Annotated in this window: 20 protein-coding genes; 5 read left to right on the top strand and 15 right to left on the bottom strand. The window is 57.4% G+C overall.

The window, feature by feature from the left end:
- Window positions 1–299: 299 nt before the first annotated feature.
- A complete protein-coding gene (locus DUD43_RS00770; protein WP_153228732.1) occupies window positions 300–1,064 on the top strand; it encodes a YwqG family protein in 765 nt (254 codons plus the stop codon).
- Between the two features lie 322 nt (window positions 1,065–1,386).
- Here DUD43_RS00770 and leuA read toward each other — a convergent pair whose 3' ends face one another.
- The 3 genes from leuA to DUD43_RS00785 form a co-directional block, all read right to left on the bottom strand.
- The gene (leuA, locus tag DUD43_RS00775) at window positions 1,387–3,081 is read right to left on the bottom strand and encodes a 2-isopropylmalate synthase (protein WP_194273480.1); all 1,695 of its coding nucleotides are present in this window, start codon (window positions 3,079–3,081) and stop codon (window positions 1,387–1,389) included.
- Window positions 3,082–3,219: 138 nt separating this feature from the next.
- Window positions 3,220–3,372: a hypothetical protein gene (locus DUD43_RS00780; protein ID WP_153228734.1), complete on the bottom strand. Its 153-nt coding sequence runs from the start codon at window positions 3,370–3,372 to the stop codon at window positions 3,220–3,222.
- Between the two features lie 39 nt (window positions 3,373–3,411).
- Window positions 3,412–3,966, bottom strand: coding sequence for a hypothetical protein (locus tag DUD43_RS00785; protein ID WP_153228735.1), 555 nt, complete (start codon window positions 3,964–3,966; stop codon window positions 3,412–3,414).
- A 16-nt stretch (window positions 3,967–3,982) separates the two neighbouring features.
- Between DUD43_RS00785 and rpoN the strand changes: the two genes are divergently transcribed.
- Entirely contained in the window at window positions 3,983–5,368 is a 1,386-nt protein-coding gene (rpoN, locus tag DUD43_RS00790) for an RNA polymerase factor sigma-54 (RefSeq protein WP_153228736.1), read from the top strand.
- Window positions 5,369–5,556: 188 nt separating this feature from the next.
- Here the strand turns inward: rpoN and DUD43_RS00795 are convergent, their stop codons facing one another.
- The 9 genes from DUD43_RS00795 to DUD43_RS00835 form a co-directional block, all read right to left on the bottom strand.
- Window positions 5,557–7,683, bottom strand: a complete 2,127-nt coding sequence (locus tag DUD43_RS00795) for a TonB-dependent receptor (RefSeq protein WP_153228737.1) — start codon at window positions 7,681–7,683, stop codon at window positions 5,557–5,559.
- A gap of 519 nt (window positions 7,684–8,202) precedes the next feature.
- Entirely contained in the window at window positions 8,203–8,841 is a 639-nt protein-coding gene (gene leuD / locus DUD43_RS00800) for a 3-isopropylmalate dehydratase small subunit (RefSeq protein WP_153228738.1), read from the bottom strand.
- On the bottom strand, window positions 8,838–10,250 hold the full coding sequence (gene leuC, locus DUD43_RS00805; protein ID WP_153228739.1) for a 3-isopropylmalate dehydratase large subunit: 1,413 nt from the start codon (window positions 10,248–10,250) through the stop codon (window positions 8,838–8,840). The genes leuD and leuC overlap by 4 nt, the downstream gene beginning before the upstream one ends.
- Window positions 10,247–11,152 (bottom strand): hydroxymethylglutaryl-CoA lyase, encoded by a 906-nt coding sequence (locus DUD43_RS00810; RefSeq protein ID WP_153228740.1) that lies wholly within the window; start codon window positions 11,150–11,152, stop codon window positions 10,247–10,249. Before DUD43_RS00810 ends, leuC begins: the two co-directional genes overlap by 4 nt.
- On the bottom strand, window positions 11,149–12,360 hold the full coding sequence (locus tag DUD43_RS00815; RefSeq protein ID WP_153228741.1) for a CaiB/BaiF CoA transferase family protein: 1,212 nt from the start codon (window positions 12,358–12,360) through the stop codon (window positions 11,149–11,151). Before DUD43_RS00815 ends, DUD43_RS00810 begins: the two co-directional genes overlap by 4 nt.
- 128 nt (window positions 12,361–12,488) lie before the next feature.
- Window positions 12,489–13,787, bottom strand: a complete 1,299-nt coding sequence (locus DUD43_RS00820; RefSeq protein WP_153228742.1) for a TRAP transporter large permease — start codon at window positions 13,785–13,787, stop codon at window positions 12,489–12,491.
- A 1-nt stretch (window position 13,788) separates the two neighbouring features.
- Window positions 13,789–14,307 carry a TRAP transporter small permease gene (locus DUD43_RS00825; RefSeq protein WP_153228743.1) on the bottom strand — a complete coding sequence of 173 codons (519 nt, stop codon included), beginning with the start codon at window positions 14,305–14,307 and terminating at the stop codon, window positions 13,789–13,791.
- Between the two features lie 59 nt (window positions 14,308–14,366).
- A complete protein-coding gene (locus DUD43_RS00830) occupies window positions 14,367–15,368 on the bottom strand; it encodes a TRAP transporter substrate-binding protein (RefSeq protein WP_153228744.1) in 1,002 nt (333 codons plus the stop codon).
- 34 nt (window positions 15,369–15,402) lie between these two features.
- Entirely contained in the window at window positions 15,403–16,023 is a 621-nt protein-coding gene (locus tag DUD43_RS00835; protein ID WP_153228745.1) for an isochorismatase family protein, read from the bottom strand.
- 169 nt (window positions 16,024–16,192) lie between these two features.
- Between DUD43_RS00835 and DUD43_RS00840 the strand changes: the two genes are divergently transcribed.
- The 3 genes from DUD43_RS00840 to bfr all read left to right on the top strand — a co-directional run bounded on the left by DUD43_RS00840 (window position 16,193) and on the right by bfr (window position 18,228).
- The gene (locus DUD43_RS00840) at window positions 16,193–17,077 is read left to right on the top strand and encodes a LysR family transcriptional regulator (RefSeq protein ID WP_153228746.1); all 885 of its coding nucleotides are present in this window, start codon (window positions 16,193–16,195) and stop codon (window positions 17,075–17,077) included.
- Window positions 17,078–17,208: 131 nt separating this feature from the next.
- The gene (locus DUD43_RS00845; RefSeq protein ID WP_153228747.1) at window positions 17,209–17,478 is read left to right on the top strand and encodes a (2Fe-2S)-binding protein; all 270 of its coding nucleotides are present in this window, start codon (window positions 17,209–17,211) and stop codon (window positions 17,476–17,478) included.
- Window positions 17,479–17,748: 270 nt separating this feature from the next.
- Window positions 17,749–18,228 (top strand): bacterioferritin, encoded by a 480-nt coding sequence (gene bfr / locus DUD43_RS00850; protein WP_035268652.1) that lies wholly within the window; start codon window positions 17,749–17,751, stop codon window positions 18,226–18,228.
- A gap of 114 nt (window positions 18,229–18,342) precedes the next feature.
- Here bfr and DUD43_RS00855 read toward each other — a convergent pair whose 3' ends face one another.
- From DUD43_RS00855 to DUD43_RS00865, 3 genes are all read right to left on the bottom strand, one after another.
- A complete protein-coding gene (locus DUD43_RS00855; RefSeq protein WP_153228748.1) occupies window positions 18,343–18,966 on the bottom strand; it encodes a hypothetical protein in 624 nt (207 codons plus the stop codon).
- Between the two features lie 108 nt (window positions 18,967–19,074).
- On the bottom strand, window positions 19,075–20,688 hold the full coding sequence (locus DUD43_RS00860) for a peptide chain release factor 3 (protein ID WP_153228749.1): 1,614 nt from the start codon (window positions 20,686–20,688) through the stop codon (window positions 19,075–19,077).
- A 97-nt stretch (window positions 20,689–20,785) separates the two neighbouring features.
- On the bottom strand, window positions 20,786–21,409 hold the full coding sequence (locus DUD43_RS00865; protein WP_153228750.1) for a LysE family transporter: 624 nt from the start codon (window positions 21,407–21,409) through the stop codon (window positions 20,786–20,788).

Below are 21,409 nucleotides of genomic sequence, written 5' to 3' on the forward strand. Positions count from 1 at the left end.
GGGCCGGTTTTTTTTATGTCTTTTTGAATGTTTTTGGGCTTGTGAGGCTGTTGGTTTGCAGTTGATGCTGCCGTCACAGTCATGAGCATAGGCCTCATCGCTGTTATTGCCGCTGCCAGCGCCACTACAACCTTGTGGGGCAGGCGTACCTTGAGAACTTGCACGGCTTTCGACCCAGCCTCCTGCCGGAGCTTCAGTTACACAATGCATAGGCTCAGTCTTCAGGGGCTTATTACAATCCAGCAGATTCAGACTTGGCTTGAAACTGCATAGTCTGCAACCCTGTTATCCGAAGCACTATGGATCTCAAAACGCTAGAAAAACACCTTGATGCCTCGCCACTGCTGCAAGCGCATAAACAGTATTTCCTGGATTTGGCGCAGCCCGCGGTGGCTATCCATTTGGGTAAAGACAAGGGCCAGCCCTTGCAAAGCCGTTTTGGTGGTCAGCCTATGGTGCCTCCCGGTTTTACCTGGCCCGAGCATCCAGATGGTCACTATCTGTTTGTAGGTCAGATCAACTTTGCGGAGTTGCCGCAGGGGCCGGATCGCCCGGCTGATTTGCCAAGCAGCGGTCTGCTGTCGCTGTTCTATGGTTTCGATGAAGATGACGCCATTTTCTGGCGTGATGAGGACTATCTCAAGGCTTATTACTGGGCAGACACCAGCGATTTCCAGGAGATTCAGGCGCCTCATCGCTGGAGCACGCGTAGCTGGGCGTTGGAGTTTGAAAACTGCATCGACATTCCGCGTCATGAGGAACTGCGTCAGGATTGGCCGGTTGATTTTGAGGAACTCTACGACTGGTTCGACGAGCTGGAAGAAAACGGTGAGCTGCCGGCTGACTACCTGCTGGGCCGCCCTTCCTGGGACAGTCTGGCCTATGACCCTACGCCCAACCAGGAGGAGCATCCGAGCCAATCGCGCTGGCGCTCCTTGTTGACCGTGCAGTCGCATGAAAAACTGCATTGGTGCTGGCAGGACGGTGCTCGTCTTATGGCTTTTATCGAAGACGATAAGTTGCGGGCCAAAGACTTTAGCCATTTGCAGGTTGATTGTGGCTAAGGGCAATCAAGCCATTTAGGGCATGGCTAGCTGCGTTGGCGATAAGAGATGTTCCCCTAAAGCTCTAGTGCTAAGCCAAGCCAAGCCAAGCCAAGCGAAGGTGAATGTTCGCACCTTTGTCGGTGCCGGTTTCACTACTTTGCTGGGTTTACTGCTTTTTGATACGAGTTGCCATGTTGCACCCACGAAAAACCCGCCTTGTGGGCGGGTTGCGGGCAGAGCGACGATAAGTCGGGCTGCGAAAGCGGGTCTGGCGCGGCTAGTGTGAGCCGGGCGGGCGCTTGGATGGGATCACCACCCAAGTCGCGGTATGAAGACGGTATTAAGCCGTTGTGGTTTCAGCTTCTTGCTGAGCGATGGTGTGGCGGTTAACCGCGCTCAAGATCGCCAGGAAGGAGGAAGTCACGATGTCGGCGTGAACGCCCACACCAAAGCCCGATGGGCTGTCACCGATACGCATTTCCACGTAAGCGGCAGCGCGGGTTTCAGCACCGGAGCCAATGGCGTGCTCGTTGTAGTCCATGATCTTGATGGATAGATCCAGGGCATTCACAAAGGCAGAGATCGCGCCTTCGCCCGAACCCTTCAAGGTGCGAACCTGGCCGTCGTGTTCCACATCCACTTCAATCGTGAATTGCTGGCCGCTGTCGGCGTGAGGCTGGCTGATGATGTTGTGCTTGAGCAGCTTGTAGTGCTTCTTGCAGTTCAGGTATTCGGATTCGAAAATGCCGTACACGTCCGAAGGCGTCACTTCCTTGCCGGAAGAATCGGTCACGCGCTGAATGGCGCGGCTGAATTCGATTTGCATGCGACGTGGCAAGACCAGACCGTGCTCTTGTTCCAGCAAGTAGGAAACCCCGCCCTTGCCCGACTGGCTGTTGACGCGGATAACCGCATCGTAGCTGCGGCCCAGGTCGGCCGGGTCGATAGGCAAGTAAGGCACTTCCCACAGTTCGTCGGATTTCTGCTGAGCCAGGCCTTTCTTGATGGCGTCCTGGTGGGAGCCGGAGAAGGCGGTAAAGACCAGATCGCCAGCGTAAGGATGACGTGGGTGCACGGGCAACTGGTTGCAGTACTCGGCAGTGCGACGCACTTCGTCGATGTCCGAGAAGTCCAGCTCAGGGTCCACGCCCTGGGTGTACAAGTTCAGGGCCAGGGTCACCAGGCAGACGTTGCCGGTGCGCTCGCCGCTACCGAACAAGCAGCCTTCGATACGGTCTGCGCCAGCCATCACGGCCAATTCAGCAGCAGCCACGGCAGTGCCACGGTCGTTGTGCGGGTGCACGCTCAAGGTCACGTTGCTGCGCTGTTCCAGATTGTTGTGCATCCACTCGATCTGGTCGGCGTACATATTGGGCGTAGTGGCCTCAATGGTCGCGGGCAAGTTCAGGATCACGCGCTCGTCGGCGGCTGGACCCCAGGCTTTCACTACCGCGTTACACACGTCCAGAGCAAACTCAGGCTCAGTGGTGCTGAACACTTCGGGCGAGTACTCGTAGCCCCATTGGGTTTGCGGGTACTTGGCCACTTCGTTCTTGACCAGACGTGTACCGGTCAAGGCAATTTCCTTGATCTCGTCCTTGCTCAAGTTAAAGACAATCTTGCGAAAGGCCGGTGCACATGCGTTGTACAGGTGAATGATGGCGCGTTTGGCACCGGCAGCGGCTTCGGCCGTGCGCTTGATCAGGTCTTCACGCGATTGCGTCAGGACGATGATGGTGACGTCTTCAGGAATACGGTTTTCTTCGATCAGCTTGCGAACGAAATCGAAGTCGGTCTGCGATGCGGAAGGGAAACCGACCTCGATTTCCTTGAAACCGATTTTGACGAGTTGCTCGAAAAAGCGCAGTTTGCGAGCCACGTTCATGGGCTCGATCAGGGACTGGTTGCCGTCACGCAAGTCTGTGCTCATCCAGATGGGCGCTTTGGTGATGCGCTTGGAAGGCCAGGTGCGTTCAGCGAAGTCGCGATCAAAGGCGACAAAAGGACGATACTTTTGAGAGGGGTTTTTCAGCATTGCCATGGGGATACCTGTCGGACAAAAAGTGTTGATTACTTCTTGCCGTCACCAGCGATTGCAGCATTTACGTAGGCCGGTGGCGGCACAAATGACGTAGATGTGGCTGAGTATTGGCTGCCGAACTGCCACAGGACACTAGGCCCGGCAACCGGACGCTAGTAGTAGCAGCTGGGATAGGCTGGAGGCAGGGGCCGAAGAACGGCCTTCACGCACGGAACGCGACAAGGCTGCTTCAGCGGCGGGGCTGAAACCTTGGCAGGCGTAGGAGGATTGGCGTGCGTGAGTCATGACCGTTAGTCAAACACAAAAAAAACAGGAAGGCAAGCTTTACGCTTGTGGCTCGTGGCGTTCGTAATCGGCTTGAAGCAGGCGGCTTTGCTGCTCGGCCAGTTCCATTTTGCCAAAGCGTCCGGCGCGCAACTCGCTATGGGCTCGTTGTAAATCGCCCACAGTCAAAGGACTGCGCTGGTCGGGCCAGCACCACAAAACTACTTCACGGGCCGGACGACTGAGCGATCGGGCCAGTTGAGCCACGGTGGACTCGTCGATAATGCGTTGCTGGTTGCGTCGCATGACCCCTTGTACGAAGCCATACAAAAGATAGGCAATAATGAGGGTTATGACGCCCACTACCGTCCACCAGAAAAACGGGTTGTATTGCTTGATCAGCGCCAGGTTTTGAATGCTCAAGGCCTGCAGGCCGGAGTAATCCAGGCCACGCCCAAAGCTGATGAGACGGTTGAGCAGGTCCCACCAGATAATGGCTACCACGATAGTGACTACGGTGCAGATAATAGTGGCCGTGGCGCACAGCTTGAACAGCGTGCTGCGCAGAGCCTGACTATCGTTGGCGGTGGGTGTCTGGGCGTTGTCAGTTTTCATGGAAACGATTGTACCTATGCTTACGCGTCAGTCACTAGATTTACGCCAGCAGCAAACGCTGGTTTTGACGCCGCAATTGCAACAGTCTATTAAAGTGTTGCAGCTATCGGGGGCCGAGCTGGAGCAGGAATTGGCTCAGGCTTTGCTGGATAACCCCTTGCTGGAACGTCTGGACGTGCAGACGGATGTCGCCGCCGAGCCATTGCCCGAAGCCACTTCGGGCGAGGCGGAATCCTCGTGGGCGAGCCTGGAGTTTCCCAAGCATCAGGGGGACTCGGACGACCCTGACTGGACCCCCGAATCGGCCATTGCCCAGGACCTGGCCGCTTATTTAAGCGAGCAGTTGGGACTGTTGCGTTTGAGCGACCGTGACCGCGCTTTGGCCCAATTACTGATCGATGAGCTGGACGATAACGGCTACCTGCCCGTCTCTCTGGAAGAGGTGCTGGCCTGCCTGCCTGAAGAGCTGGATATTGATGAAAGTGATTTGCGCTGTGCTCTGGCACAGGTGCAGTCTCTGGATCCGGCTGGTGTCGGGGCGCGGGATCTGGCCGAGTGCCTGGGCTTGCAATTGATGCAACAGGCCCAGCAGCTGGAACCTGCCTTGCTCGATTGCGCCCGTTATCTGGTGCGCGAGCATGTTGGTATTCTGGCCTCGCCCAGTCAGCTGCGTCAGCGTTGTGCGGGGCATTATCCGGCTGAACTGGTGGAACGGGCTCATCATCTGGTCTTGAAACTGGACCCCAAACCGGGGCGTGCCTGGACGCAGAACGTCTCGGCCTATGTGGTGCCGGACGTGTTGTTGATTCGTGGCAAGGATAGCTGGCAGGCGGCCTTGAATCCCCTGGCTGTGCCGCGCCTGCAACTGGTTAACCTGCACGATTATGAAATTGAAGCGCACCCAGCCTTGCTGGCGGAGCGTCAAAAAGCTACTGGCTTGCTGCGCAGCGTTAACAGCCGTTTCGTGACGATTTTGCGGGTGGCCCAAGCTATCGTGCAGATGCAGCAGGACTTCTTTACGCAAGGTGTGTCGGCGCTGAAACCCATGCAATTGGCCGATCTGGCGGCCGAGCTGGACTTGCACGAGTCCACGATTTCCCGCGCAACGCGGCAAAAGTACATGCAGACGCCGCATGGGGTGATGGAGCTTAAGCAGTTCTTTACCGTGGCGCTGGCCAGTGCCGATGGCAAGGCTGACCTGTCGGCGGCTTCGGTGCGTGCGCAGATCGCGCAGATGATTCGGGACGAGTCCCCCACCAAGCCTTTGTCGGACCAGCAGATTACCGATCTCTTGCAGGCTCAGGGCCTGACTTTGGCGCGCCGTACGGTGGCTAAATACCGGGAAGCGGAAGGTTTGGCACCGGCTTCACAACGCAAGATGCGGGCGGCGGCCGGGGTGTAGGAGCTGAATGCCACTGCATCTCTCGAAGATGCTTGGCAAGCCCAGAGGCTTACCGTTTTGGCTCGCAAGCCCTTTAAAACAATAAAAAAACAGGGCCTGGCATACACGCATGAACCGGCCCTGCAAAAGCGGAGTTAGACTCTGCCAGCCAGACGGAGAACTGGATGGCAGAGGTATCGCTGGTCTGCTTAGAATTTCATGGTGGCCGAAGCCAGGAAGGTACGTGGCGAACCCTGGCCATTGCTCAAAGGTACGACCCAGTAGGCTTTATTACCCACGTTTTCCAGGCTGGCGCGCAAGGTCACTTCCTTGCCGGCAAAGCGCGTTTTGTAGCGCATACCCAGGTCATAGGTGGTCACGCCCGGCATGTAGTAGCTGTTGCTGGCGTCGGCATATTGCTTGGACTGGCTGTGCAGGTTGGCATTCAAGGTCAGGCCCTGAACAAAAGGCGTATCCCATTCAATCCCGGCCTTGGCAACCCAGCGGGACAGGCCTACGGCCATACGTCCTTCGTTGGTCGGGTTGCTGGCCTTGCGAATCTTGGGGTCCAGGTAGGCAATGCCGCCGGTCAGACGCCAGTTCTCGGCGATTTGACCAAAGACTTGCACTTCCACTCCTCGGTTGCGCTGGCGGCCGTCATAGCTCAGGTTGGGCTTGCCATTGAAACGTTCGGCGCTCTCGTAGCTGTTGGGTTGGGTGATGTCAAAAAGAGCGGCGGTCAGCGCGTAGTCCCCGCTGTCATACTTCATCCCGATTTCGTATTGACGTGTTTTCTGGGGAGCGAAGATCTGGCCTTCGTTGGCGTAGTCATCGCCCACAATCATGCCCTGGGTCAGACCCTCGGCGTAGTTGGCGTACAGCATCCAGTCGTCACGCAATTGCCAGACACCGGCAATGGTGGGGGTCAGTGCGTTCTTGCTGTAGTTGTCGCTCTTGCCGCTTTTATCTTTGGTGCTGACCCATTGCTGGCGCAGGCCCAGTGTCAGCTGATATTTGCCATCCGCAAAAGACAGGGTATCGGCCAGCGCTGCACTGTACAGATAGCTGACGTTAGGCGCACTTAGCCCATTCATGGGGACATAAGGGCGAGCCGGGTAGTCCGGATCGTAGATATTGATGGTCTCGGACCAGCCCTTGATGGAGGTGTTGTCGCTGCGCGAGCTTTTGCGATTCCAGTCCAATCCAGCGCTGATGGTGTGGTGCACGGCGCCGGTGTCGAAGTTGTAGAACAGGCCACTATTGGCGGCCAGGTTGTAGCCGTTATTGTTGCGACGAGTCGCAGCCAGCTTCAGGTCCCCTTGCTCGTTCAGCAAGGTGCTGCCCTTGGTGTTGTAGTTGCTCATCTCGGACTTGCTGTAACCCGCCGAGCCGTAGACGGCCAGCTTGTCGCTGGCAGCCCAGTCTGCACGTACCAGCGCCGTGGTTTCGCGCGTCAGGCCAGCGGCCCAAGGGACACCCAGCAAGACATTGCCCTTGGGTGGCGTGGGCAAGGGGTTCTTGTCCAGACCCTTGGCCAGACGCACACCCCGGTTCAGGCCGGAAATGTACTCTTCCAGGTGGTACAGATCGGCAGACAGCTTGACGGAGCCCAGGCGATAGTCAGCGCCCAAAGAGATCAGCTTGTCGCGATTGGTACGGTGGTCCACTACGCCCTCGCCGTCCTTGAACACACCGTTCAAACGCAGGCCCAGCTCATTGGATTCCCCGAAACGACGGCCCAGATCCAGATGCGTCCCGAATTGGGAAGGCTGGATATAGGACATGGTGACGTTGGTGATGGGATCGTCCGTGGCACGCTTGGTCACCAGGTTGATCGAGCCACCCACATCGTTGCTGGCATTCATGCCGTTCAGAACGGCAGAGGGGCCTTTGAGAATTTCTAAACGCTCTGCGATGGCCATCACGCGGCGGCCACTGGTCAAACCTTGCAAACCATTTAGAGACACGTCACCGGCACGGAAACCCCGTATATACATGGTGTCTTTGCCGCCCGTTCCGCCTGCACCGGGGGTCTGTACGGAAGGGTCGTTCTTGCTGATCAGAATGCGCAGTTCCTGACCTTGCAGGTCTTCGATGTAGTCGCTGGTGTAGTTGATGGTGCTAAAGGGGGTGTTCATGACATCCCGGTTGCCCAGCAAACCCAGATTGCCGCCGGTAGCGACATGATTGCCTTCATAAGCGGGGGGCAAGTCAATGTATTCGCTGGCTTTGACTTCAATGGTGGACAAAGACGTAACCGGGGGAGCATCGGAAGATTGTGCCCAACTGCTGCTCGCGCTGAGCAGGCTCAGGCCAATAAGATGAGAAATGCGCATGGATCTTTAAGTTAAATATAAATAAAAATGATTCTCATTAATGTTTCATTTGTAGCATTTGCTTGTAGGTGGTTCAAGCAGTTAGGCGCCTTTGTGATATAAAAACGACCCTAAAAAACTTAGGGGTATAAGGAGGTGATGCAGTCGATTTCGCTCCGAAACCGCGCCGGAATCAGGGTTTCAGGGGGATTTTTGAGCAAATTCGAAGCGCGTCTGACTCCACGGTGGGAGTGCGTCCCATGGAGCTGTTTTGGCAAAACAGGCGATGTTTGCTTGGTAAGGGGTAGGCAAAGGAGCGGTGATGGCTCCCGGCTAATAAAGCAGCGGTTCAAGAAATTGTTCTATTTGTGGCCTGAACAGGCTTGAGCTGTGTTTTGATGCTTGTCGACTGCGACTGCGACTGCGACTGCGACTGCGACTGCGACTGCGACTGCGACTGCGACTGCGACTGCCAGGGCGGGAGGCAGGTAAGCAGCGGCGGAACTCCCCTTCCGCGACTGCCCCCTTTATCTATCGTCTTTAGCTAAATAACCAGGGTTCCTGTTTCCTGCGGTGTTGCTCGTATGCCTGGATCTGATCCATTTTCTGCTCTGTCACGCTGATGTCGTCCAGCGCCAGCAGCAGGCGGTGGCGACGTTCAGGCTCCACCTGGAAACGGATGTGTTGATCGGGACCGATCAACATGCAGGCTTCCAGATCTACCGTCCATTCATCCCACGGATTTTGCGCGGCAGTGGTGAATAAGCCATCAATCTGCTCCGCAGCCAGCTGTATCGGCAACATGCCGTTTTTAAAGCAGTTATTGCGGAAGATGTCAGCAAATGAAGGGGCGATAAGTACCGCAATGCCTAAATCCTTCAACGCCCAGACCGCGTGTTCGCGACTGGACCCGCAGCCAAAGTTTTCGCGTCCCAGCAGAATGCGGGCGCCTTGCGCATGCGGCTGATGCAGGCAAAAACTGTGGATCGGCTCACGCTCGGCCAGCGGTTTGCCGGGGTAGCCAATATCCGCGTACCGCCAGTTGTCGAAGGCATATTGCCCAAAGCCGGTGCGCGACAAGGAAGTCATGTACTGCTTGGGCAAGATCGCGTCGGTGTCCACATTGGCGCGGTCCAGCGCAATCAGGCGCGAGCGCACGGAAGTAAAGGGTGTGTTCATGCAGCGTCCCAGTGGCGGATATCGACAAGATGGCCTGCAATTGCGGCGGCAGCTGCCATGGCGGGGCTCATCAGGTGTGTGCGTCCCAAGGCGCCCTGCCTGCCTTCAAAATTGCGGTTGGAGGTGGAGGCGCAGCGCTCGCCCGGATTCAGGCGGTCTTCGTTCATGCCCAGGCACATGGAGCAGCCCGGCTCGCGCCATTCAAAACCGGCTTGCGTGAAAACCTGGTCCAAGCCTTCCTGCTCGGCCTGACGGCGTACCAATCCCGAGCCGGGTACGACCAAGGCTTGCAGCACCGTGCTGGCCACGCGTTTGCCTTTCACCATGGCCGCAGCGCTGCGCAAGTCTTCAATGCGGGCGTTGGTACAGGAACCAATAAACACCCGGTCTATGCTGATACCCGCCAGCGGCTGCCCGGCCTGCAAGGCCATATAGTTCAAGGCGCGTTGGGCGTCAGCCTGTTTGCCCGTGGTGGCCGCTAATGGATCAGGCACAAGCTGGTCGATAGCCGCCGCCATATCGGGGGAGGTTCCCCAGGTCACAGTAGGGGCGACCTGCGTGGCGTCGATTTGCAAGTGCTGATCGTATTGGCAGCCCTCATCGCTGATCAGCGTGCGCCAGTATTGTTCCGCCTTGTCCCAGGCCTCGCCTTTCGGTGCCAAGGGGCGACTGCGCACATAGTCCAGAGTCTTGTCGTCCACAGCGACCAGACCAATACGGGCACCCGCTTCGATCGCCATATTGCACAAGGTCATGCGCCCTTCCATGGACAAGGCGCGGATGGCGGGGCCGGTAAACTCGATGGCACAGTCCCGCCCGCCATCTGCACCCATGCGGGCAATGATGTGCAGGATCAGATCCTTGGCGGTGCTGGTAGCGGGCAGTTCGCCTTGCACATCCACTTGCAGGCTGCGCATGCGTTTTGCGGCCAGACATTGTGTGGCCAGAACATGCTCCACCTCGGAGGTGCCAATGCCAAAGGCCAAAGCCGCAAACGCACCATGCGTGCTGGTATGGGAATCTCCGGCCACGATGCTGGAGCCGGGCAAGGTCATGCCCTGTTCGGGTCCGATCACGTGAATGATGCCCTGGCGCTCGTCATCCAGCCCAAAATAGCGCAGGCCAAATTCCCGGCTATTGATCTCCATCTGGTCGATCTGCGCTTGGGCCAAAGGATCTTCCAGACGCTGATTGCGGCGACGAGTGGGCACGTTGTGGTCCACCGTGGTCAGTGCGGTTTCCGGGCGACGCACATGGCGTCCGGCCAGGCGCAAACTCTCGAAGGCTTGCGGACTGGTGACTTCGTACAACAACTGACGGTCTATGTAGATCAGATCATGCTCATCGTCTACTGCCGCGACGCGATGTGTATCCCAGAGCTTTTGAAAAAGGGTACGGGCCGTGCTCATGGTTGGCATACCTTCAAGGCGTAGGCAGGCCCCGCTTTGTGCAGGCGACTTTGAATAGGCTCTTGCGTCAGGGCCGCGATTTCTTCGGCCAAGGGCTGGAGCGCTTCCAGATTCAAACCTGTTTCCACACCGCTGATCTGGAACATATGCGCCAGATCTTCCAGGCTGGCATTGCCGCTGGCACCGGGGGCGTAGGGGCAGCCACCCAAACCGGCCAAAGCCGCATCGAAACGACGTCCGCCTTCACGATAGGCCGCCCAGGCATTGGCCAGCGCCAGCCCGCGGGTGTCATGGAAATGGCCGGTTACGCCCTGCTCGCCATACAAGCTCAAGGCGGCTTGGGTCAGGCGCTCTACATCCACGGGCGAACCCATGCCGGTGGTATCGCACAGGCTGATGGAGCTGGCTCCCATGCGCTGCACTTCCTGCATCAAGGCAATCACGTGTGCGGGGGCGACGGCGCCGGTAAAGGGGCAGCCGAAAGCGGTGGACAGGGACACGTTGACCGGCGTTTTTTCCGCCGCTTCCAGTACCTGTTCCAGCTGGGCCAGTGATTGCGCAATGTTCATGCGCAGATTGGCCTGGTTATGCGCTTCAGAGGCTGAAAACACAAAGTTCAGCTCGTTCATATTGGCTGCCAAAGCGCGCTGCGCACCGCGCAGATTGGGGACCAGTGCGGTGTAGCAGACTTGAGGGTCGCGTGTGGTCAGACTGGCCAGCTCGTCGGCATCCGCCAAGGAGGGGATGGCTTTGGGCGACGTAAAGGACGTCAGCTCAATCTTGCGCACGCCGCATTGAGGCAGTCCTTGCGCGATACGCAGTTTGTCCGGCGTAGGCACCCAGCGTGGCACGATTTGCAGGCCGTCACGCAAGGTGACGTCGGTGATCAATACGGTACTCATTCCACGATTCCTTGTTCGCGCAGGGCTTGGCGGCGCTCCGGGCTCATGCCCAGTTCTTGCAGGATGCTGTCTGTGTGCTCGCCCAACTCCGGCCCCAACCATTGAGTGGCGCCGGGGCTGCGGCTTAGCTTGGGCACGATGCCGGGTATGGTCAGCTCCTGGCCGTCTTCCAGTGTGTGTTTCTCCAGCATGCCGCGCGCCTGGTAGTGCGGGTCATCCAGAATGTCGGCGGCGGTGTAGATGCTGCCGCTGGGAACTTCGGCCTTGTCCAATGCTGTCAGCACATCTTCCAGGCTGCGCGCGCCGGTCCAGTCGCCAATGGTTTGGTCCAGCATGGCGCTGTGTTCCACGCGTCCGGCGTTGTCGGACAGGCGCGGATCGTTGGCCAGATCGGGCCGGCTCATGGCCTGCATCAGACGAATGAAAATGGCATCGCTATTAGCCGCAATCACCACCCATTTGCCGTCGCCGGTGGGATAGGTGTTGGACGGTGCGATACCGGGCAGGCTGGCTCCGGTGCGTTCGCGTTGATGACCATTCAGTTGATAGTCCGGAATCAGGCTTTCCATGATGGCAAAGACAGATTCGTACAAGGCCACATCAATCATTTGGCCCTGCCCGCCTTCCTGGCGCAGATGGTGCATGGCCAGCAGCGCGCCTATGGTGCCGTACAGCGAAGCCAGCGTATCGCCCAGGCTGACACCGGCTCGTACGGGGGGGCGATCCGGATAGCCTGTGCCATAACGCAGGCCACCCATACATTCCGCGATGGCGGCAAAGCCGGGGCGACGGTGATAGGGGCCATCCTGTCCATAGCCGGAGACGCGTACCATGATCAGGCGCGGGTTCAGTGCGTGCAGCGTTTCCCAGCCCAGGCCCCAGCGTTCCAGTACGCCAGGGCGGAAATTTTCAATGACGATATCGCTTTGCAGGGCCAGCTCACGGGCAATTTCCTGGCCCTCGGGCTGGCGCAGATCCAGCGCAATGGAGCGCTTGTTGCGGCTTTGCACGCGCCACCACAGGGAGGTGTCCTTGTGCAGCTGCCGCCAGCGGCGTAGCGGGTCGCCTTTGCCGGGCGGTTCGATCTTGATGACATCGGCCCCGAATTGGGCCAGCAGGCTACCGGCATAGGGGCCGGCAATCAATGAACCCAGCTCCAGGACTTTGATGCCTTTGAGCGGGGGTTCGGTAAAGCTGTTCTTATCCATTTCTGTTTCCTCCAGCTATGGATTCTGGAATAGAAAAAGAAAGTGGAAAAGCAATCAAATATTATGCTGCCATCGTAAAAAACGTGGGTGGAAGATAAATAAAAACCCGCATTAAGCGGGTTTTATTTTTAAAGCGTTCTAGGTAACCAAAGAATGATGTCGGGGAATATCGTCAAAATGATAATCGCCAGAATTTCCAGGGCCACAAAGGGCAGCGCACCACGAGTAATCTGCTGTAGCGAGATCTGCGGGGCAATGCCTTTGATCACATACAGATTCAATCCCACCGGCGGTGTAATTACGGCCATTTCGCAGGCAATAATCATCACAATGCCAAACCAGAGAGGATCGTAACCCAGGGCCACAATAACCGGCAGTAAAACAGGCGTGGTGATCAGAATAAGCGAAACAATATCCAGGAACATGCCGATCAAAATAAGAAACAGCAGAACGAATATCAGAATGACCCACGCCGGTTGAGACGAAGCCGTAATCAGCGTGACCAGCTTTTGCGGAATCATCAGACGCGTCATGATGTAGCCAAACAGCAGTGCGGCGGCCAGAATCAGCAAGATCATGCCGCTGGTGACGGCGGTGGAACGCAGGATTTGCAGCGCCGTGCGCCAGTTCATTTCGCCATAGGCAATGGCGATCAGGAACGCGCCGGAGGCACCGATACCGGCTGCTTCGGTGGGCGTGGCAATACCCAGATAGATAGTTCCGAGCACCAGCAGAATCAGCAGTGCGGCGGCCCAGATATCTTTCAAGGCACCCAGCTTTTGCGCCCAGGTAACCGTTTCCGAATTACGAGGAGCGGCTTCAGGGCGGAAGATGGCAACCAGCGCGACATAGATCACCATCATGACGGTAACCATCAGGGCGGGCAACAAGGCACCAATGAACAGCTTGCCGATGGACTGGTCCGCCATTTCGCCATACAGCACAAATCCGATGCTGGGAGGAATCAGCAAGGCCAGCGCACCGGCCGCGGCAATCGTCCCACCGGACAGGCTGGGCGAGTAACCGCGCTTGAGCATTTCAGGAATGGCAAAGCGGCCAATTGTGGCTGCGCCGGCCACACTGACACCGCTCATGGCACCGAACACAGCCGAGCTGCCCACACTGGCCACGGCCAAACCACCGGGCAAACGGTTCAACCACAGGTAAAACAACTGATAGAGCTTGCCGCCGATACTGGTGCGCGCAATGACTTCGCCCATCAGGATGAACAGCGGAATGGCGATCAGGGAGTAGCTGGCCATGCCACGGTGCAAGGTGGCGGGGATCACGTCCAGACCGGCCAGGCCGGACTTCATCAAAATACCGGAAATACTGGCAACACCCAGCGCGGCGAAGATGGGGGTACCGATAACCATCAGGATGGCAAAGCAAGCCATCATCAGGCTGAAAATGAGCATGGAATCCATGTCAGAACTCCTTGATGCTGTCGTTGGATTCCACACTGTTCGGAATGAACAGTTGGCGCAGGGTCGCCAGACCCAGCAAGGTGCCGCCCAGCGGGATCATGCCGTAAGCCATCCACAGGGGGAAACGCAGCATGGAAGCCGAGCGATAGTTACGGGCAATGGCGGTTTCCACCACCGAAATACCGGCCCACAAGAGCACCAGGCAGAAAAACAGAATGCACAGCTGCGACACGCAGCTTGCCAGGCGCTGGCCGCGTGGGGAAAACTTCTGGTGGAAAGCCTCGACGCTGACGTGGCGGTTTTCCAGGTGGACCCAGCCTATGGAAAGCCAGGAGCACACCAGCAGCAAGTACACACACACTTCAGTGATGTAAATGCTGGGGCTGTTAAAGACATAGCGCGCAATGACGCCATAGGTGCAGGCAAGCATCAGGGCGGTCAAAGCGACTTCAGCCACCAGGATGGCGACTCGGTTGCTGCCGCGCGCAAATGCGCCCAGGAAGTGAATAAGTGGATTCATGGTGTCTCCACACGAGAGCAGCGCGCCAGTGGTTCACACTGGCGCGTCTTCACGCGTGATCAGGGCTGGCGGGTTTTCTCGATCAGGTCCAGGTAGGCGGGACCGTTATCGACCTGCTTGCTCCACTCATCAATGGCAGGGCGGGTCAGCTTGCGCATCTCTTCCAACTGGGCGGGTTCAACGCGGTTGATCGCCACACCGGCTTGTTCGTAGCGTTTCAGCGCCTGGTCTACAAAGGCGTTCACACGATCAAACTGTTCTTGGTCGCGCTGGTGGGCGGCCTTGCTGATGATCTCTTGTAGATCAGGTGGCAGGGATTCCCACTTCTTGCGGTTGATGGTCAGCACGGACACGTCGATACCGAAGTTGGCGATGGACAGGTACTTGGCCACTTCGTACAGATTGCGGCCAATGCCGGTCAGCAATGGACGGGGGGTGGCGTCGATCACACCACGGTCAAAGGCCAGGTACAGTTCGGACGAGGGCATGCCGGTGGGCGAGCCGCCCAGCAGTTGCAGTGCGCGTGCGTCCATGGAGCTGGTCGAGGCCCAGACTTTGCCTTTGACATCCGCTGCCGAGTTGATCGGAGCCTTGCGGCTGTAGAACTCGTAGGGGTCCCACGGAGCCAGGCCCAGGACCACGGCGTCGTGTGTGTCGCGCAGCTCCTGTTCGGCACCCAGCTTGAACAGGCCCTGGTCCAGAGCACGTTTTAGGTGAGCCGTGCTGTCAAACAGGAATGGCAGGGTAAAGATGTTCAGCGCAGGCACGGTACCGCTGGGGTAGGTGCTGGTCATGTTGACGATGTCCACGTCACCACGCGACAGGGCGGGCAGTTCCTCGTAGCCGTCAAACAACTGGCCGGAGTGGAACACATTGATCTTGATCCGGCCCTGGCTTTCTTTTTCCACGGTCTGGACGAAGTTCTCGATTGGCTTCCAGGCGTATTCGTAGGAAGGGGGCAAGTAGGTCGAGAAAGTCAGCTCAACTTCTTGGGCGTGGGCGGGCGAAATGCCTAGCGCCAGGGTGCAGGCGGTCAGCGCCGCTGTCAGGGCTTTTTTCATGAAGGTCTCCTGTGGTTTCTTTTTTTGTGTAGCGTTAAAGCGTGTGTAGATGGGTGATCAAGTCCGCCGAGGGCAGGACTTCGGCGTATTTACTGGCCATATCGACCAGGTTGCTGCGGTGTTGGGCTGCCGAGCGGTCAGCCACCGCATCTTCAGCCACGAATGGGGCAAATCCCGACTGCAGGCTGTCCACCACGCTGGCACGGACGCAACCGCTGGTGGTGGCACCGGCCACAATCAGCATGTCGCAGCCCTGATGGGCCAGCAAGGCAGGCAGCGGCGTGCCGTAAAAGGCGGAAGCCTGGGTCTTGTACAGGATGATGTCTTGTTCGGGGTCGTAGTCCAGCCGTGGGTCCAGCTCACAGGCAGACGAACCGCGCAGCAGGCAGCGCAAGGACGAGGCCTTGGTCAGCCACAGATTGGCATCGGCCAGATGAGCCTCGTAGCCGATGATGGTGAAAATAACGCGACCCTTGCCACGCATGGCGCGGATCAAGGCATTGGTTTGCTCGATCTGGCTGTCGCAGTTCGAGGCCAGGGGCGTCAGGCCCGGTTCGGTAAAACCACGTTGAAAGTCGATAACGACCAAAGCCGGCTGTTGCCCCATGGGCAGGGTGCCGTCAAACCCCCCTTTCAGATTATCGCTATCGCGCATCTGTTCTCCCCTTATATTTTTCCTGACTTAAATAATCAGGTTCCGTATTATTTGCGTAGTCTGTCATCGCTAATGACGTGAGTACAGCGTCAAATTGCGATGGTGCTATCGCAATTGATGATGGCAGAGCGCTTGTCGCGATGGCCTTCATAGGATGGAATACTGGCTTATGAACATCGATCCCAAATCTTTGCGGCTGTTTTTGTTGGTGCTGGAGCGCGGCACCATCTCGGGGGCAGCCGAGCAGTTTCACATTGCCCCAGCGGCAGTCAGCAAGCGCCTTAGCGATCTGGAGCAGCAGCTAGGTGCAGCCTTGATCGAGCGCAGCAATAAGGGTGTGTATCCAACGGCAGCGGGTAAATCGCTGGCTGCCATGTCGCAACGTCTGCTGGATGATATGGATGCCATGGGCGCACTGATGCGGGACTTCGCGGGTGGAGCAACCGGGCATGTACGGATTGCTGCGAACCTGTCGTCCATCACGCAGTTTTTGCCGCAGGCTTTGAGCTCCTTTATGGCACGTCATCCCAAAGTGCGGGTGTCGCTGGAGGAACGTATCAGTGCCGGAGTCGCCCAGGCGGTGGCCGACAACAATGCCGATCTGGGCGTGCTGATTCGAGGCGTAGGCAGTGCCGAGGTGGAGTACTACGACTATCGCCAGGACGAGCTGGTTCTGCTGGTGCCCGCCACACATCCTTTGGCAGGTCAGGGAGAACTGGCCTTTGCCGATACGCTGGATTTTGACTATGTGGGCATGCATACCGGCAGCCATCCCAACCTTTTGCTGATACGTGCCGCCAGTGAACTGGAGCGCCCGTGGCGTTGCCGTGTGCAAGTCACCAGCTACGATGCGCAGTGCCGCATGATCGAGGCGGGTTTGGGGATTGGCGTGCTGCCCCGCTCCGTGGCCGAGTCCTATGTGCAGAGCCTGGGGCTGGTTTTATGTGTGATCAAGGAGCCCTGGACCTCCCGCCGCGTGGCCTTGTGTGTGCGTAGTCGCTATAGCTTGTCGCCCGCCGCGCGTCTGCTGATGGACCATCTGTTGCAGAATTGACGCGTCTGCCAGCACTAGCCAAAATCCCTGAAGGCAGGCTACAAGCCCTTTCCAGTGATTTTTCGGCACGCCAGATTTCTTAATGAGAATGACTCTTGATATTTTTAGAATTCTTGATAATAATAGTTCTCATGTTTATCTGCATATGTAACGCGATCACCGAGCGTCAAGTACAAGAAGCAGTACGTGGCGGCGCTTCCAGCCTGGCAGACCTGCAAGGTCAGCTTGGCGTGGCGTCTTGCTGTGGCTGCTGCGCGGAGACGGCTCAGGACTATTTGCCCGGCGGACGCTATGCCAATCAAACCATGATTGCTAGCCTTGAAACCGCCCGGGTGGATTACGCTGCCAACGACAGCCTGATCCCTGACCCTGAGTTTGGCCGTCTTGTTTGCCGCGCCTAAGCGCATGTTTTTGATCAGGATTTCCCATTCCCACTATTGCTAGTGGGAATGATTGTTATTGGTCCTGTTACTAACCCAAAAGCGCAACGCTTTCTGGGTGCTTTTTCGTTTTTTAAGCCATTGCCCATGCGTGCATGGTAGCCTGTCACATTCATCCCCCACTGTGTTTTTGCCTGCATCGCGCCTGTGTGCGATCTCTGGCGTGAGCAGCGTTTGTGGGGGCTCGGCGGCTCCTTGGGGGGAGCGCCGTCAGATTTACAGGAGAACAGCATGTTTGGCGATAAAGTGGTAATTCAGCATCTGAACAAGCAGCTAAAGAACGAACTAACAGCAATCAATCAATACTTCTTGCACGCTCGCATGTTGAACCATTGGGGCTTTAACAAGCTGGGCAAACACGAGTATGACGAGTCCATCGGTGAGATGAAGCACGCCGATATGCTGATTGAACGTATCTTCATGCTGGACGGCCTGCCTAACCTGCAGGACATGCACAAGATCATGATCGGTGAGAACGTGCCTGAATTGCTGGGCTGTGATCTGAAGCTGGAACAGGCTGCCCGTCAGACCGTGGTAGAGGCCATCGAATACTGTGAGTCCACTCGTGACTACGTGTCGCGCGATTTGTTCCTGAAGATTCTGGACGACACCGAAGAGCACATCGATTGGCTGGGCACTCAGCTGGAACTGATCGAAAAAGTGGGTCTGCAAAACTACCTGCAATCGCAGATGGGCGACCACGACGAGTAAGCATCCGCTGCTCAGGCTACAAAAAAAGCACCCGCTAAAACGGGTGCTTTTTTATTGGGCTACACAGACCGGGTAGCAGGCCAGACAAACTGGCTGTGGATACGCCCTGCAGCCTTAGAAGGACTTGCTAGGACAGCCTGCAACCTTGCCCCACGCATTATTGGGACCACAGTATTTGTTGCGTGCTTCCCAGGAACAGCTGGGACGGTCGAAAAAGCCTTTATTGCTGCAGGCATTGAGCTCCTGCTGCAATTGAGCTTGCCAGGCGCCATTGTTGGAGCCTGCGATTTGAATATCTTGAGGAGGTGGTGGAGGGGGCGTACCAACGTCGACAGGCTGGATAGGCTCGGAGCCTCCCAGATTGACGCGGGCAATTCCTTGCAATTCCCGGTTCTGCTCGGTCATGGCAATTTGAATAGCCTGCTCCAGCGAAATGGACGTGGTAGCCAGGGCAATGGGCGGCTTTTCTTCCGTTAGCGTAGAAGTGTCGATTTCCCAGGCGATCGGTGTGGGTGCTTGTGGCACTCCCAGTCGACCATTGGGCAAAGGCTGCGGCGGTTGCGCGGTAAAGGGTTTGCCATCGGCATCAAGCGTAGGCAAGTCTGACGGGTCGGGGGTGCTGACCGCCATGGACTTTTCAGGGCCGTGCGCGATAAGCCAGTTCCCCAGTTCCAGGCCGCCCCACACTGAAGCACCTGCTACCAGCAGCAAGACAGCAATGATAAAACGCCAGGGCATAAGCGATGTCTCGGTTGAATCAGGGGCAATCCGGTGGGCCGGATGCGCGTTATTAAAAGAAAAGAGCCGTCATTGTAGCGAAATGTCGGCCCTGCTCTTGTGACAGAATTAGACGGCATCCCCGAAAACGTGTCCACCATGTTCACGTAATGCGTGGAATTCAATGCCCGGATTCAGCTCCTGCGCCACGCGCAGCTGCGCAGGCGATGTTGCTAAAAAGGCAATGGCTTCGACCACGTCATAGGCGATATTGCCCGCGTTGGTCTCGATGAACTTCTTCATGTCCTTGGGGTCTTTGGCCGTTACCCAGCGAGCCATATTGAAGCGGCTGGACGACAGGCGTGCTTCCACACCGTACTCCGTTTTCAGGCGATGGGCCACCACTTCAAACTGCAGTTGGCCAACCGCGCCCAGCAGCATCATGCCGCCTGCCATATGGGGACGGAACACCTGAATGGCGCCCTCTTCACCCAGCTGGGTCAGGCCGGTACGCAATTGCTTGGTGCGCAGCGGATCTTTGACTTCAATGGACTGGAACAGTTCGGGAGCGAAGAAAGGCAGGCCGGTAAATTGCAGGTTTTCGCCTTCGGTCAGCACGTCGCCCAGTTGCAAAATGCCGTGGTTGGGCACACCGATAATGTCGCCTGCAAACGCATCGTCCAGCAGTTCACGGCGTTGCGACAGGAAGGACACCACGTTATTGGGGCGAATTTCCTTGCCGGTACGAGACACTTTCAGTTTCATCCCGCGCTTGAAATGGCCGGAGCTGACGCGCACAAAGGCCACACGGTCGCGGTGGGCTGGGTCCATATTGGCTTGCACCTTGAACACTACACCACTGAACTTGGGCTCGTCAGGCTGCACTTCGCGCTGCAGGGCGGCGCGTGGGCCAGGAGAAGGAGCCAGGTCAACCAGCGCGTCCAGCACTTCCTGCACACCAAAGTTATTGATGGCCGAGCCAAAGAACACGGGGGTTTGCTTGCCTTGCAGGAACAGGTCCAGGTCGAACTCGGGCGCTGCGGCGTTCAGCAGTTCGATTTCTTCCTGCGCCTTTTCAAAGGGCTCGCCAAAGCGTGCGGCAATCGCCGGGTTGTCCAGGCCGGGGATGATTTCATCCTCGCCATGACGTTCCTGACCGGGCTTGAACACACGCATATGGTTGGCGCGCAGATTGAACACACCGCCAAAGCGACGTGCCATCCCGATAGGCCAGGAAAACGGCACCACTTCCATGCCCAGGTGCGACTCAATTTCCGACAGCACATCCAGCGGCTCTTGAACTTCGCGGTCCAGCTTGTTTACGAAAGTGATGATGGGCGTATTGCGGGCCCGGCACACTTGCAAGAGGCGAATGGTTTGCGGTTCCACACCGTTGGCCGCGTCAATCACCATCAGGGCGGCGTCCACGGCGGTCAGCACACGGTAGGTATCTTCCGAGAAGTCCTGGTGGCCGGGGGTGTCCAGCAGGTTGATGACGCAATCGCGGTATTCCATCTGCATGACCGAGGAGGCCACCGAAATACCACGTTGCTTTTCAATTTCCATCCAGTCCGAGGAGGCATGGCGGCTGGCTTTACGGGCCTTGACGCTACCTGCAATCTGAATCGCACCCGCGAACAGCAGCAGTTTTTCAGTCAGTGTGGTCTTACCCGCGTCAGGGTGAGAAATAATGGCAAAGGTGCGGCGTTTCTTGACTTCAGAGCGTATGTCACCGGACGACATTGAAAATCCTTGTGGCAGCGCCAGTCTGGCGCGTGGAAAACAGTGAGCGAATTATCCGTAAAGCAGGGCTTGGGGGCAAGCGCAGGCGCGCACAAGGCTAACGCGACACGCTGGCCAATACCGTACCTGCCAGAATAAATAGCGAACCGAACACGCGGTTCAGCAGCCGCACATGGCTGGCCTGACGGAGCAAATGCAACATGCGGGCCGCCAGCGACGTGTAGCAACCCATGGCCACCAGATCCGTAAAGCACAGGGTCATGGCGATCAACAGGTATTGCAGCGGCATGGGCCGATTCAAGTCCAGAAACTGGGGCATGATGGCCAGCAGAAATACCAGACCCTTGGGGTTGGTGATGTTGATCAGGCAACCACGCAGCAACAGATCACGAATGCGAAAGTCGCTGGGTTCCTGGCCTGTAACCTGCACCGGCATGGCGTCGGTGCGCAATTGCTTCCAGCCCAGATAAATCAGGTAGGCCGCACCCAGCCATTTAAGCGTGGTGAAAGCCAGTTCCGAGCGCGCCAGGACTTGTCCCAGCCCCAGGCTGATGATGAATATCTGAATCATGATTCCGATATTCAGGCCAATCGCCATCCAGTAGCCACGCTTGAAGCCGTATTTCAGGCCGGAGGACATGGAGGAGATTGCACCTGGGCCAGGTGAAAACGAAATGACCCAGGAAGCCGCGAAAAAAGCGAGCCAGGTGCTCAGTGCCAT

Origin of the sequence: Alcaligenes faecalis (genome assembly GCF_009497775.1) — a bacterium.
GTDB lineage: Bacteria > Pseudomonadota > Gammaproteobacteria > Burkholderiales > Burkholderiaceae_B > Alcaligenes > Alcaligenes faecalis_D.